The organism is Tamlana crocina (genome assembly GCF_012037625.1).
On the sequence record NZ_JAAVJS010000252.1, the window covers coordinates 1 to 443 of the forward strand.

At 41.3% G+C, this 443-nt stretch carries 1 protein-coding gene; it reads left to right on the forward strand.

Annotation, left to right across the window (positions count from 1 at the left end):
• Positions 1-411 (forward strand): lipoprotein insertase outer membrane protein LolB1 (gene lolB1, locus HC176_RS16580; protein WP_167920109.1); only part of this gene is annotated, 411 nt, incomplete at its 5' end.
• Positions 412-443: the final 32 nt, after the last annotated feature.

The following is a 443-nucleotide window of genomic DNA, read 5'->3' on the forward strand; positions in this document are numbered from 1 at the left end:
GATCTATTAGGGACTCCTCTCGATTTTCAGAAAGTACAGAATCTCCTGCTCGGTCAAACTATCTATGACTTGAGGGACGAAAGATATAGGCTTACCGAATCTACCAGGGGCTATCAATTAGAAGCTGTTAATAATGAATTCCTAAAACGCATGTTCCTTTTAGATGCCGGAAATTTTAAAGCCCTGGCTCAACAATTGGGACAGCCCCGGGAAAACAGAAGTGTAACCGTAACATATCCGCAGTACCAAAAGGTGGAAGGGCAGTTGTTTCCTCAGCAAATACAGATACTTGCGAATGATGGAGCTGAAAATACCCGTATAGATATGACCTTTAGAGGAATTGAATTTAATGTTCCCGTGTCTTTCCCTTTTTCAATACCTTCGGGCTACGAAGAAATTACCATTGAATGAGAATAAAAGTCCTTTTTAAGCAGTGCCTGCTG